This is a genomic window from Bradyrhizobium sp. Leo114 (assembly GCF_055229415.2).
Genome location: NZ_JBUYEN020000031.1, coordinates 34838 through 47606, shown reverse-complemented (window position 1 = coordinate 47606; position 12769 = coordinate 34838). Strand labels below are relative to the sequence as shown.

Here is a 12769-nt window from a genome sequence, read left to right as displayed (position 1 = left end):
AGGCGGCATGGCAAGACCGCGCAGTTTCGATCCCGATGAAGTGCTGGACGTTGCGCGCGACGTGTTCTGGCAGAAGGGTTTTCAGGGCACGTCGCTCGACGACATCACTGCAGCGACGGGCCTCGCCAAGCCGAGCCTCTATGCCGCCTTCGGCGACAAGAACGCGCTGTTCCTGACCGTGCTCGATCGCTACCACACGCGTATCGTTGCGCATGCCGAAAAGGTGATCAACGAGGGATCATCTGCACGCGAGGCGATCGAGCGCTGGCTCGCAGCCTTTATTCCACGCTGTTCGGGCGCCAAGGGCAGCCGCGGCTGCCTGTCGATCAACGCGTCGGCCGACGGCATTGCCGAACAGAAGGACGTGCGCACCAGGATCGAAGCTTTCAACCGGAAACTCGAGCATTTGCTGCGAGACAGGCTTCGCGCCGATCGCGCGCAGTTTGGCGCCGGTTTCGATCCCGATGCCGCAGCGCACACGATCATGGCGGTCTATATCGGGTTGATGGTTCTGGCCAAGGACAAGCCGAGCGCGGCCAGCGTTCGCGCCACACTCGATCAGATCATGCGCCTCCTTGTTTGACTTTGGCCGCTCATTATGTACTCATAAGTACATAACAGCGGAGACCATTGCCATGAAGGCGATCCAGATCGAAGCATTCGGCAATCCCGCCGATGTTATGAGGCTCGTCGACGTCCCCGATGTCGGCGCTCCCGGCGACGGCGAAGTCGTGATCGCGCTGGAGGCTTCGCCCATCAACATGAGCGACCTCCTGATGATCTCGGGCCGCTACGGCTACCGCCCGAAGCTGCCGAGCATCGTCGGAACGGAGGGTGTCGGCCGCGTCGTGGCGGTCGGTCGTGGCGTCAAGCATCTCAAGCAGGGCGACCGCACTCTCATCCCCTATCCCTCGCCGGCCTGGGCAGAGCGCATCAAGGCTGACGCCAGCAGGCTGCGGGCGCTTCCCGACGGCGATCCGCTGCAACTGGCGATGCTCGGCATCAATCCCGCAACGGCTTACCTGCTGCTCACCGAGTTCGCCACATTGGCTCCCGGCGCGTGGGTGATCCAGAACGCAGCCAATTCCGGCGTCGGCCGCGCGGTGACCGGGATCGCGAAATCGCTTGGATTGAAGACGGTCAATATCGTCAGACGCGAGGAAGTCGTGGCTGATCTCAAGGCGAGCGGCAGCGACGTCGTGCTGGTCGACGGACCCGACCTCAACAAGCGCGTCGCCGCCGAGACCGCCGGTGCGCCGATCGCGCTCGCCATCGATGGCGTCGCCGATACCGCGACGATGAATCTGATTACGTGCCTGGCGCCGAAGGGCGTGCTGGTGTTCTACAGCGCAATCAGCGGCAAGCCCTTCGTCGGTCCGGCACAGCCCTTCATCTTCCGCGACATCGCGATGCGCGGCTTCTGGCTCGCCAACTGGTTCAACAGCGCCACCGCCGCGCACGTCAGCGCGATGTACGAACACCTGGCGCCGCTGGTGGCCTCGGGCGCGATCAGCGCGCCGGTCGAAGGTACCTACCGTTTTTCGCAAATCCCCGAAGCCGTGTCGGCGGCGCAGAGGAATCGCGGCAAGGCGCTGTTCACGCCGGACTGACCGAGGGCAGACGGGATAAATCGGCAGGTTCTTTATCACGCCCGCGCGCCTGCCTCGGGGCGTGCCTGACATCACGCCCCTGTGACGCGACTTTGTGCATGACTTTGTGCATGACGAGTTGTCGCGTCGGCTCGCGCCATTGCACTGCACCCGGGCAGACATTTTCTAGACATAGTGTGCGCTTCAAAGAGCTATATTGCAGCGATTGACCATTTTAACGAGGGGAGCGTTTTGCACCGAGACATTGCGGGAGCGCTCGCGCGGCTGGCGAGCTTGGCGATCATCTGCGCAACACTTGCGATCCAGCCTGCGGCAGCGCAGACGATGGCCGCGACTTGTCCATCGCAGGCGGGCGCGCGAGGAACGCAGATCCTGGTCTGCCACGACGGCCTCATCATCGTCGCCGAGGACGGCGCGAGGTTTACGCTGCAAGGCCACGATGGCAGCGCCATGGCAGTCGATCTGCAGAGCAAGGCACTGCTGCTCGACGATGCCAAAATGCGCGGCAAGAATCGCTTTCGCGTCAACACGCCACAAGCGATTGCCGCCGTGCGCGGGACCAAATGGGCGGTCGATGTGCAGGAGGCGAGGACATCAGTGCTCGTGCTGCAGGGCCGGGTCGCGGTGCGCCGGCCACGGGGCGGAAACCAGGTGGTGCTTGGTCCGGGCGAAGGCGTCGACGTCGATCCGGGAAACGAGCCGCTGACGGTCAAGCGCTGGGGGCAGCCGCGCGTCGATGCGCTGCTCGCGCGCCTCGGGCAATGATCCTTGGTGAGCGGCCGGATCCCTCAAACATCGATCGCGCTTCTGCTCTCACTCGTCTGGGCGGCCGCGCTGGGAATAGGCTACTGGAACGGTGACGTTCAATTCCTCGATCGCGCCGAAGGCGCGCTGACCGACCTGCGCCTATCGGCACGCGGTGAGCGCGCGGCGCCCGATCTCGTCACGATCGTTGCCATCGACGATGAGACAGTCGCCAAGCGAGGCGGCTATCCGCTGCCGCGCGCCGACCTCGCCGCGATCATCGAGAAGGTTGGGAGCTACGCACCGCGCGCGATCGCAGTCGATCTCTTGCTCCTTGACCAGGGCAAGGACGGCGGCGATGCGGCGCTGGCGCAAGCGCTCGCAAAGCGCCCTTCCGCCATTGCCGCTGCCGCCGTGTTTCCCGATGCGATCCAGATGCTGGAGGCGGATGACAAGAGCCCGCTCGCGCGGCTGCCGCGGGCGGAGAGATTCCTGCGCCCACTGCCAGCGTTCGCGGAACATGCTGTTGTCGGCGTCGTCAACCTGACCACCGACAAATCGGGCACGCCGCGCGGCATTCCCTTGCTGGTCCGCACCAGCGACAAAGTCGAGCTGGCGTTTCCGCTGCGCGTCGTAGCGCTGGCCGCAGGCCACGATCCGGTGATCGAGCCGGACAGCGTTCGCCTCGCGGGTCAGAGCATTCCGACTGACATCGATCATGTGCTGCCGCTCGCCTATTACGGCCCTCGCGGCACGGTACCGACGGTGAGTGCCGCATCGGTGCTCGACGGCGAGGTCGCGCAACCGGCTATCCGCGACCGCGTCGTCGTCATTGGTGCGACCGTGACGGGCGGCGGCGACGTGTTTCCGACGCCGTTCGATCCCGTGATGCCTGGTGTCGAGATCGTCGCGACCGCGATCGATCACCTGATGACCGGCGGCGGCATCCTGCGCAATCGGTCGATACGCCTGGCCGACGCAATCCTGGCGGCGGCGCTCACGCTTGCGATCGTTGGCTTGCTGGCGTGGCGGCGCAGCGCAGCCGGCCTGCTCTCGATCGCGGCGCTCGTGGCGATCTGGGCTGTCATGAACTACGTCGCATTTTCGCACGGCATCTGGCTCAGCGCGGCATTGCCAGTTGCCGCCGCCGCGCCGCCGGCGATCCTGTTCGGCTCGATCCAGCTTTGGCTGAACCGCAGGCAGGCGCAATATTTTGCGATGAAGAATGACCTGTTGCAGCAATTCCAGGCGCCGGCGCTCAACAAATGGCTGACCGGCAATCCGGCGTTCCTGCTGGAGCCGCGGCACCAGGATGCGGCGGTGATCTTCATCGACCTCTCGGGCTTCACGGCATTGAGCGAGACGCTCGATATCGACGCGGGGCTTGCGCTGCTGAAAGATTTTCACACCCTCGTCGACGAGGAGGTCGAGTCGCACAGCGGGATCATCACGAGCTTCCTCGGCGACGGCGCCATGATCCTGTTCGGCCTGCCGGAAGCGACCGAAGACGATGCGCGCAAGGCCGCGCACTGTGCAGTCACGCTCTGCAACCGCGTCGCGCAATGGATCAATTCGTTGCCGGGAACGATGGCGCCCCGGATCGGCTTCAAGGTGGGCGCGCATTACGGGCCGATCGTCGCCTCGCGGCTCGGCGGCAGCTATCAGCACATCACCGCGACCGGCGATACCGTGAACGTGGCGAGCCGTCTGATGGAGGTTGCGGCCAAGGAAGGCGCGCCACTCGCGCTCAGCGACGACCTCTTGCAACGGACCGGCCCCGCCTCCGCCTTGTTCGAGAGCGGCACGCTCACCGGCCCACGCGAGACGCTCATCCGCGGACGCACCCGCCCGCTCTCAGTCTGGCTATGGCGCAACGATTCGCGCGGCCAAGCTAAAGTGCGATGAGATCAGATCGGAAGTACCTTACCTCTCCCCATCGGGGAGAGGTCGGATCGCATGCAGCGCAGCGGAATGCGATCCGGGTGAGGGGGAAGAGCTCCGTCGAGAGACTATAACCCCTCACCCGGCGCTGCGCCGTAGCCGAAGCTACGCTTCGGCGTGTCTTAGTAACGGCCGCCGAAGGCGGCCTATGCCTCTCCCTATGGGAGAGGTGAACACCGCGGCCGCACCGAATCAAGCAAAAGTCAGTTCTAACCAATCGACTCCGCGATCAGGCGGATTCTGAACACGGGCTTCTTGCTCTCGTCGATCAGCTCCATCTGCCACTCGGCGTCCTGCTTGAGGCTGCGTGCGATGCTGCCGAGAAGATTGCCGCTGACCTTGGTCATCTCGGCCCATGCGGCCTCACGGCTTTCGAATTCCGACCCCTGATCGGACGCGCCCGCGAAGCGACCATGGCTGATCCTGAAGAAATATTGCGGCATGTGGAACTCGGTTGTTGCGCCCACCCCCGGCCGTCCTGGTGGAGATTAGGAGATTAGACGCTACCAAGCCATGAATTCGCGAGCCCGTATCATTACGGGTCTTCGCCGCCACGTTGTCGCCTCGATCAAACCAAGTCGGCGGGACGGTGATTCCAGCTAATCGGTCGAACGGCGCAATTCCGCCGCGCCTTCCGGTTGCGCCGGTTCTGGCTTCACCGGCTCGAGCCTGGTGCGCTCGACAGGCGGCGTCTCGACGCGCGCGGACACTTCGGCGCGGGAGGCGTCGGCCGAGCGGGTCGCACGCAGCGAGCGCGGGCGCGCCACCGCGCGCGCCAGCAGCATCTGCTTGCCGCCCTGGTGATGGAAGTCGCAATAGGCAAAGCCCATGCCCGACACCGAGCCGCGGAACGAGCGATCGTCGCGCTTGTCGAGGTTGAAGCAGGGCTCGAACGGAAGGCCTTTCAGCGAGGCGCAGACGGCCTGACCGCGAACCTGCAGCGTGTTGCCCGGCAACCTGACATGGCGAATCGGGCCGGAGCCGGAGAACTGGATCGAGCCGGCGGCGCCCATGTCGTCGAGGATACGCCCCGCGCCGCGGGTGCCGTCAAAGCAGGTGAAGGCGAATACCTTGCCGGCGACAAATCGCCTGGCCTCTTCGGCGCTCATCGATCCCGCCAACGCAGGCGCGGCCATCGCGCCGGCCACGACCGTCCCCAATACCAGACGCGCAAGCATGAGCCACTCCACTTACCCAGCGCGGGCACACCGCCTTTACCCGCTGCTTACCATACCAACCAAGGCAACATTGGAGCAGCTTGGTTGGTAAATTCTGAACGCCGTCAGACTATTTTTACCACGATCCGGCCGCGGACTTCGCCCGCGAGGATTTTCGGGCCATAGGAGATCGCTTCGTCCAGGCCGATTTCATGAGTTATATCAGCGAGTTTTGCTTTGTCCAAATCGCTGGCGAGGCGGCTCCAGGCGCGCTTGCGCCGTTCGATCGGGCACATCACCGAATCGATGCCGATAAGGCACACTCCCCGCAAAATGAACGGAGCGACCGAGGAAGGTAGGTCCATGCCTGCCGCAAGCCCGCACGCGGCGACAGCGCCGCCGTACTTGGTCATCGAGAGCATGTTGGCGAGCGTGGTTGAACCGACGCTGTCGACGCCGCCGGCCCAGCGCTCTTTCGCCAGCGGCTTGACCGGGACGGTCAATTCGCTGCGGTCGATCACCTCGGCGGCGCCGAGGCCCTTGAGGTAGGCCGCCTCCGCTTGCCGCCCGGTGGAGGCGATCACGTGATAGCCGAGCTTGGACAGCACGGCTGTCGCGACCGAGCCGACCCCGCCGGCGGCCCCCGTCACCACGATCGGGCCGCTCTTGGGTGTCACCCAGTGGTCCTCCAGCGCCAGAACCGAGAGCATTGCGGTATAGCCTGCGGTGCCGATCGCCATGGCGTCGCGCGCCGAGATCCCGTCAGGCAGCCGCACCAGCCAGTCGCCCTTGACGCGCGCCTTTTCGGCATAGGCGCCGAGATGGGTCTCGCCCATGCCCCAGCCGTTGCAGACGACCTTGTCGCCGGCCTTCCAGTCGGGATGCGAGGACTGCTCGACAGTGCCGGCGAGATCGATGCCGGCGATCATCGGGAAGCGCCGCACCACCGGCGCCTTGCCGGTCAGCGCCAGGCCGTCCTTGTAGTTCAGCGTCGACCATTCGACGCGGACGGTGACGTCGCCATCCATCAATTCCGCGTCGTCGAATTGCGTGAGCGCGGCGGTCGTTCCCTTGTCCGCCTTGTCGATCCTGATCGCCTTGAACGTCGCCATGATGGACCCTCCCGTACTTGCGTTGATCATGTCTCCCGTCATGGCCGGGCTTGACCCGGCCATCCACGCGCTTGGCTCTCGCTCGACCTTAAAGACGTGGATGCCCGGGACAAGCCCGGGCACGACGACGAATTTTTGCGGGATTCTGTTTATCGCATCAGGCCGGCTGCGCAACCGGGCGCGATACTGGGGCCTCCACGATCGGCAGGTTGATCAGCGCCGACAGCACACCGAACAGGATCGAGAGCCACCAGATCGGCGTGTAGGAACCATACTGCTCGAACACGATGCCGCCGAGCCAGACGCCCAGGAACCCGCCGACCTGATGGCTGACGAAGGCGAAGCCATAGAGCGTGGCGAACCAGCGCGTGCCGAACATCAGCGCCACCAGCGCCGAGGTCGGCGGCACCGTCGACAGCCAGGTCAGGCCAGAGACCGCGCCGAAGGCGACTGCGGAGAACGTCGTGATCGGGAACGAGATGAAGGCGACGGTTGCCAGCGCGCGGGTGAAGTAGATCACTGAGAGGATGTAGCGCTTGGGGAAGAAGTTCTGCAACCAGCCGACGCCGAGCGAGCCCATGATGTTGAACAGGCCGATCGCCGCGATCACCCAGCCGCCGGTCGAGGTCGGAATGCCGCGGTCGACGAGATAGGCCGGCAGGTGCACGGTGATGAAGGCGAGTTGGAAACCGCAGGTGAAGAAGCCGAGCACCAGCAGCACATAGGAGCGATGGCCGAATGCTTCCGCCAGCGCCGTCTTGAACGACTGCTGGTCTGCGGCCGGCGCGTTGGTCGTCTCCGCTGGCGGCGTTGCGATCGCAAGCGACAGCGGCAGGATCAAAAGCATCAGCGCGGCGAACACAGTCAGCGCAGTCTGCCAGCCGAAATTGTCGATCATCGCCACGCCGAAGGGCGCGAACAGGAACTGACCGAACGAGCCCGCCGCGGTGCCGGCGCCGAGCGCGAGGCCGCGCTTTTCCGGCGGCAGCAATTTGCTGAACGCCGACAGCACCAGGTTGAACGAGGAGCCGGACAGGCCGAAGCCGATCAGGACGCCGGCGCCGATGTCGAGCGACAGCGACGTTGTCGAATAACGCATCATGTAGAGGCCGGCGGCATAGAGCAGCGCGCCCACGATCATCACGCGCATGATGCCGAAGCGATCCGCGATCGCGCCTGCGATCGGCTGGCCCAGTCCCCAGAGCAGGTTCTGCAGCGCCAGCGCGAGGCCGAAGACGTCGCGGCCCCAGGAGAATTCACGGCTCATCGGCTGCACGAAAAACCCGAGCGCCGAGCGCGGCCCAAAGCTGAGCAGCGCGATGGCGCAGCCGCAGATGATGATGATCAGCGGCGTGCGCCAACTATCGGCGCCGGAGGAAGGCCGAAGGTCGCCGGTGGTCACAGCCATCAATTCCCCCTGCATGCTGCGTTACTGGCGGCCCGACCCGCCGGACGAAAGGTTACGGGGAGTTAATGCATCTGCATGAAAAGCCCAAGGGGGCCGGAGAAAAAAATTTCAACGCAGGGCAGCCCTGCAAAATGATGCGAACTCTCTCCCCCGTCATTGCGAGCGAAGCGAAGCAATCCATAGTGCCGCGCGGGAGGCATGGATTGCTTCGCTCCGCTCGCAATGACGACTTCGTCGTCTCGGCGCAGGACCTATCGCTCGGGAAGCTAGCGTTTCGCGCTGGCCTGCTCGGCGGAGCTTCGCGCGGCCTCGGCGAGTTCTGCCGAGATCTCCGCGGTCTCGGCCGGGTTTCCCCAGCTCGGCGCGTCGCTGCCATCGCCCCAGGCGCGCGGGCGATAGAAGGTGTGGACGCCGAACTTGTACGTCTTCTTCATCTCGCTGACCCAGGACGGGCGCACCCAATAGGCGTGATAGTGCGTCGACTTGTCGACCTCGGGCAGCCAGAGCCGGCCATCGAGCATCGCCTTGGCGATCTTTTTCGCGCGATCCCACATGTCAGGTTCGCGGATCACGTCGCGGACGTTGTCGCAGGCGAAGGTGAACTGGCAGGCGAAGTGGCGATACTTGTTCTGGTAGACCACGCCACAGACCGTAGTCGGATATTTGCCGGAGAAGGCGCGGTTCAACACCACCTGCGCCACCGCGATCTGGCCACGCACCGCCTCGCCTCTCGCTTCGAAATAGACGGCTTCGGCGAGACACTTTTCGGATTTGGCGCGCGATTTCTCGTCGAACAGGCCGAGCCGCTCGGCCGGCGTCTTGGCGTGCTGGTCATCGGCATTGACCTCGCCCTTCGGCGCGATGCTCTCGCCCATGTCGCCGGCGCGCACCGGGCCGTCGGCATCGACCGGAAGCGAGGCCATCGCCTTCATGTCCGGATCCAGCGCCGCATCGGGCACGACGATCGTCGGCTCCTCACCCGGCTGCCAGCGCTCCATTGTCTCGGGTGCTCCGAGCGACGAGCCGAAGAACAGGCTCGAAGTCTGGAGCGAGAACGCATCGCGCGCCGGAGGCGCCGTCTCGGGAGCGGCCGTCGCTGCCGACGGCTGCGACGGCGCATATTGCGGCAATGGCGGCGCGTTCAGCGCGTCCTGCAATTCCGGATCGAGCTCGGCGGGCGCGCGCGCAGCGGTCTTCATGCCCCGGACGGAGAAGTTCGAGGTCGATGGATCTTCGCTCGCCGGCACCGACTCGCTGGGCGCAGCTTCAGCCGGGGGCGCGACGGCGAGGCGATCGCCCTTCAGCGTGCGATCAACCTTGGGGAAATCGGAGGCGACATAGCGCGGCGGCTGCGCGACGATCGGATTGCGGGTGATGGAACCGGTGAGATCGCCGCCCTGGCTGTCGAGCCGCGCCAGCCGGTAGGTCGCAACTTGCGGCGAGGACGTTCCGATCGGTCGGCCGAAACTGTAGGCGGCGACCTGGATCGTGCCCATGGCGGAGAACATGCGCGTCTGCCAGCGCTCGGCGACCCCGGGCTGACGGGCAAGCAGTGACGCGATGTCCTGATATCCGATCTCGGTCGGCATCAATGCGAAGATGCTAAGACCGAGTCCGAAGAGCGCGAACCGTGCGCCCTTCGGATGGTTACGCAACACTAACATCGATACGCTCACGCAACGCTTACAACGACCGAACGCAGTGCTTCCGTGCAATTCGACCAAATTTGTTGGTATCGAATTTAGGTTGCCGCCAAGTTAATCGACGTGGCTTGTCCGCTACACACAAGAGATCGCAGAGATTTTGCGCGACGCACGCATGCATTGGTAAATGCCTTGCGGACGAAAGTGGTAAATATACGGTCAACGAACATGGTGAAGAATTTCTTGCGACCGCGAACGCGAGGTTAGAGCGTTTTCGAGCGAAGTGGGCACCGGTTCGCGTAAAGAAAACGCGTCAAAACTAGAATCTAGAGCTTCGGTTCTGATTCCATCAGAACCGAAAGTGCTCTAGTCTTCGTGCAGGAGTGTCTGCAGGCGCCGGGCAAGGTCCGCGACATGGAAGGGTTTCTCGATGATCGGAAACTCGTCCACGGCGTGATGCCGTTCCAATGCATCGCCGGCATAACCGGAGGTGAGCAGGATCTTGATGTCCTTGCACAGCCGCTTCGCTTCGCGCGCCAGCTCGATGCCATTCATGCCGCTCGGCATCACGATGTCGCTGAACAGGAGCGCGAAGTGCCCGTCGCTCCTCAACGTGTTCAGGGCCTCAAGCCCGTTGCGGGCGCAGACAACTTCGTAGCCGAACGAGTTCAACATCGCCGCGGTGACCTCGAGCAGATCCTCATTGTCGTCGACGACGAGGATCCGCTCCGAACCTCCTGGTATGGCTCGCGGCTTCCGTTCCTGCACCGGCGCCTCCGGCGCCTTGTCGGCCTTGGGCAGGTACAGCGCGACCGTAGTCCCTGCTCCCGGCGTGCTTTCGACAGTGACGTGCCCGCCGGACTGTCGAACGAAGCCGTAGACCATGCTGAGGCCGAGCCCGGTCCCCTTGCCGACTTCCTTGGTCGTGAAGAAAGGCTCGAAGATCCTTTCGCGCACTTCGGGCGGCATCCCGCAGCCGGAATCCGTGACCGCCAGCCTGACATACTGTCCGGCCCGACACTCGTCCACGGCCCCCTGCTCCAGTTCGACATTCCGCGTCTCGATCTCGAGCACGCCGCCGTCCGGCATCGCGTCGCGCCCATTCAGTGCAAGATTGAGGAGAGCGGTTTCCAGCGATGAAGGATCGACATGGCACAGCCACAATTGCTCGTCGGTCCGCAGCCTGACCTCGCATCCTCCTCCGACCGCTTGCTGGATCAGCCCCTGGAATTCGGCGATGAGCTGATTCGCGTTGACCAGTTTTGGATTCAGTATCTGGCGCCGCGAGAAGGCCAGAAGCTGCGACGTCAGCTTCTCGCCTCGCTGGGTGGCGCGACGCGCCGCCGCGGCATACTGCCGGACCTTGCCGATGTCGGCGGCATCCTCGATGAGGTCGAGGCTGTTCGCGACCACCGTGAGCAGATTGTTGAAGTCGTGCGCGATACCGCCGGTGAGCTGACCGACCGACTCCATCTTCTGGCTCTGGTGGAATTGCTCCTCGATCAGCCGGCGCGCCTCCACCGCATGCTTGTGATCGGTGATGTCGCGGAGAAAGATCGCAAGACCCTGGCTGGAGGGAAACGCATTGACTGCGTACCAGACCTGTCGACGCGTGCAGAACACTTCGAGGAATGCCGGTCGCTGCGTCGACGTCACCTCCAGGATCTGGTTGGTGATATCGAGGTCGTCGGCGTCCGGAAATGCTTCCGACAACGTCAGACCCCTGACATCCTGTCCTTCCGCAAGGTCTGTCCAGGCGGGTCCGTTGAGATAGGTGAGGCGCCAGTCCTGATCGATGATCAGCACGCTGTCGGTGGTGCTCTCGAAGATCATCGTGATCCGGGCCGCGGCTTCCTCCGCTTTCTTCCTCGCGTCGGACAATTCCTGCTCGCGGTGTTCCAGCGCATCGGCCATGGTGTTGAATGCATCGGCGACCCGCGCGATTTCGGAAGTGCCATGGATATCGACCCGCCGGGTAAAATCGCCGAGCCGCCATCGGTTGGCAGCGTCGACCAATTGCCCAAGCGGGCGACGGATGAACCGACGGGCGCCCAAGGATGTCAGGATCAGCACCAGCGCGGTACTCAGGATGATCAGGAAGACGCCGCGCTGCGTGCCGTGCTGGATTGCGGTGAATGCCCGGTCCTTGTCCAGGCCGAAGCTGATGAGAAGGCCTCCGGAACTATCCGGCAGGGCTGCATAGCCGACGATCCGCTCCACGCCGTCCAGCTCAGTGATGTCGGCCGCACCCGATTTCTCAAGGTGCGGTTCATGCCCTTCGCTCAGGGTCCGCCCGACAAAGTGCGCGTTGTCGGGATAGCGGGCAAGATACCTCCCATTGCGGTCCATGATTCCGAGCGCAGCTCCCGCCGGAGCGCCCTTTCGCGCAATGTAGTCGGCGAGCCAATCCAGGCTGAGGGTTGCGATGATGGCACCCCCCATCTGCCCGTCCTGTTCGTAGAAGGGCAACGCAAACTGGATGGCCTTTCGACCCGATGACAGGCCCAGCGAGAACTCGCCGACGGAGAATGCGCCGGTTTTCCGCAAGTTTGCGAAATAGGCCCTGCCCGAGACATCGACCGGCTTGCGATTATTGTCGGGAGTGCAGAACGTGACGCCGTTCAAATCGGTGACGACAAGGGTGAGAAAAGCCGGGAATCGCTGCTTGATAGCGCCCATATAGGCATTGCAGGACTCGCTGTCCTTCGCCCTGATCGACGGAAGCTCCGACAGCGTGATCAGGACCTGATGAATTCCCTGAACGATCTGCCGTTGCTCCGCGGCGGCAAGTTCAGCCAGATTGAGCGCCTGGTTCTGCACCTCGATTTGGCGCGCGCGACGCAGGTCGAATTCATTATACGCTTGGATCGCTATTGCCGGCAGCAGAGCGACAGCCACCAGCACAAGCAGCCGGGATAGAAGGGTCACTTCCCATCAGGCCCCAATCCTGACGCTCGCCCGCCATCGCGCCGTCGCTGCGCTGATCTCAATTGAATACGCACAAACAATCTGAAGCATCCCATACCAACCTCACTCTACTGGCACAGGATTGTGAGCGCGGGTTACAGTTCGATTTCAGCACGCGGAAAGTTGGGTTACGCCTGTAATGCGTTTTCCCTTGGCAGCGCGCGTTGCCGCGCTCCATTCCCGCGAC

General features: G+C 63.9%; 10 protein-coding genes. 4 read left to right on the top strand and 6 right to left on the bottom strand.

Annotated features, from left to right (window positions below; genetic code table 11):
* The first annotated feature begins 7 nt into the window (after nucleotides 1-7).
* The 4 genes from ACZIRK_RS30680 (at nucleotide 8) to ACZIRK_RS30665 (ending at nucleotide 4259) form a co-directional block, all read left to right on the top strand.
* The gene (locus ACZIRK_RS30680; protein ID WP_028166918.1) at nucleotides 8-583 is read left to right on the top strand and encodes a TetR/AcrR family transcriptional regulator; all 576 of its coding nucleotides are present in this window, start codon (nucleotides 8-10) and stop codon (nucleotides 581-583) included.
* A 52-nt stretch (nucleotides 584-635) separates the two neighbouring features.
* Nucleotides 636-1610 (top strand): zinc-dependent alcohol dehydrogenase family protein, encoded by a 975-nt coding sequence (locus ACZIRK_RS30675; RefSeq protein ID WP_130225587.1) that lies wholly within the window; start codon nucleotides 636-638, stop codon nucleotides 1608-1610.
* Nucleotides 1611-1841: 231 nt separating this feature from the next.
* Complete coding sequence (locus tag ACZIRK_RS30670; protein ID WP_456645801.1) at nucleotides 1842-2375, top strand: FecR domain-containing protein; 534 nt, start codon at nucleotides 1842-1844, stop codon at nucleotides 2373-2375.
* Between the two features lie 6 nt (nucleotides 2376-2381).
* The gene (locus tag ACZIRK_RS30665; protein WP_474418734.1) at nucleotides 2382-4259 is read left to right on the top strand and encodes a CHASE2 domain-containing protein; all 1878 of its coding nucleotides are present in this window, start codon (nucleotides 2382-2384) and stop codon (nucleotides 4257-4259) included.
* Between the two features lie 245 nt (nucleotides 4260-4504).
* On the opposite strand, the gene ACZIRK_RS30660 is transcribed toward ACZIRK_RS30665, so the two are convergent.
* From ACZIRK_RS30660 to ACZIRK_RS30635, 6 genes are all read right to left on the bottom strand, one after another.
* Nucleotides 4505-4738, bottom strand: a complete 234-nt coding sequence (locus tag ACZIRK_RS30660; protein WP_028166914.1) for a DUF6894 family protein — start codon at nucleotides 4736-4738, stop codon at nucleotides 4505-4507.
* 156 nt (nucleotides 4739-4894) lie between these two features.
* Entirely contained in the window at nucleotides 4895-5473 is a 579-nt protein-coding gene (locus ACZIRK_RS30655; RefSeq protein WP_208821831.1) for a hypothetical protein, read from the bottom strand.
* Nucleotides 5474-5577: 104 nt separating this feature from the next.
* Nucleotides 5578-6564: an acrylyl-CoA reductase (NADPH) gene (gene acuI, locus ACZIRK_RS30650; RefSeq protein ID WP_474418733.1), complete on the bottom strand. Its 987-nt coding sequence runs from the start codon at nucleotides 6562-6564 to the stop codon at nucleotides 5578-5580.
* A 157-nt stretch (nucleotides 6565-6721) separates the two neighbouring features.
* Nucleotides 6722-7972: an MFS transporter gene (locus tag ACZIRK_RS30645; RefSeq protein ID WP_474418732.1), complete on the bottom strand. Its 1251-nt coding sequence runs from the start codon at nucleotides 7970-7972 to the stop codon at nucleotides 6722-6724.
* 266 nt (nucleotides 7973-8238) lie between these two features.
* Nucleotides 8239-9636 (bottom strand): cell wall hydrolase, encoded by a 1398-nt coding sequence (locus tag ACZIRK_RS30640; RefSeq protein ID WP_130225591.1) that lies wholly within the window; start codon nucleotides 9634-9636, stop codon nucleotides 8239-8241.
* 345 nt (nucleotides 9637-9981) lie between these two features.
* The gene (locus ACZIRK_RS30635; RefSeq protein ID WP_130225592.1) at nucleotides 9982-12543 is read right to left on the bottom strand and encodes an ATP-binding protein; all 2562 of its coding nucleotides are present in this window, start codon (nucleotides 12541-12543) and stop codon (nucleotides 9982-9984) included.
* Nucleotides 12544-12769 lie beyond the last annotated feature (226 nt).

Coding starts and splice junctions, on each gene's coding strand:
- ACZIRK_RS30655 (WP_208821831.1), bottom strand. CDS start 5,473: ATGCTTGCGCGTCTGGTATTGGGGACGGTCGTGGCCGGCGCGATGGCC.
- ACZIRK_RS30680 (WP_028166918.1), top strand. CDS start 8: ATGGCAAGACCGCGCAGTTTCGATCCCGATGAAGTGCTGGACGTTGCG.
- acuI (WP_474418733.1), bottom strand. CDS start 6,564: ATGGCGACGTTCAAGGCGATCAGGATCGACAAGGCGGACAAGGGAACG.
- ACZIRK_RS30645 (WP_474418732.1), bottom strand. CDS start 7,972: ATGGCTGTGACCACCGGCGACCTTCGGCCTTCCTCCGGCGCCGATAGT.
- ACZIRK_RS30660 (WP_028166914.1), bottom strand. CDS start 4,738: ATGCCGCAATATTTCTTCAGGATCAGCCATGGTCGCTTCGCGGGCGCG.
- ACZIRK_RS30640 (WP_130225591.1), bottom strand. CDS start 9,636: ATGTTAGTGTTGCGTAACCATCCGAAGGGCGCACGGTTCGCGCTCTTC.
- ACZIRK_RS30675 (WP_130225587.1), top strand. CDS start 636: ATGAAGGCGATCCAGATCGAAGCATTCGGCAATCCCGCCGATGTTATG.